A 343-nucleotide genomic window follows, 5' to 3' on the forward strand; every position below is an offset into this window, starting at 1 on the left:
ATCTTCAACTACACCATCACTGACGGCGACGGTGAAACCTCGCCCTCGACACTGACAATCACCGTGTCGAGCGGCACGCCGCAGCCGGTTGCGGTAACGCTGACGGTCGACGAGGCAGCGCTGGACACCAGCACGACAGGTGACGACATCGACCATGGGACGGTGACGGGCACGAACCCGTCCAGCACGGCCGAGACTGTTACGGGAACGCTGACGCTCGGCGATCCGGACAGCCCGCATGTAACCAACATCGCCGGGGCCACGTCATCGGCTGTCGGCGGCAGCCCGGTGACTGTGCAGGGCACCTACGGCGTGCGGCAGATCGATCAGGACTGCCACTATA

1 protein-coding gene is annotated in these 343 nt (G+C 64.4%); it reads left to right on the top strand.

Annotated elements, in window-relative coordinates:
* On the top strand, nucleotides 1-343 hold a 343-nt coding region (locus tag EOB49_RS36805), incomplete at both ends, for a hypothetical protein (protein WP_164781987.1).

Origin of the sequence: Mesorhizobium sp. M7A.F.Ca.MR.148.00.0.0 (genome assembly GCF_003997735.1) — a bacterium.
Classification (GTDB): Bacteria; Pseudomonadota; Alphaproteobacteria; order Rhizobiales; family Rhizobiaceae; genus Mesorhizobium.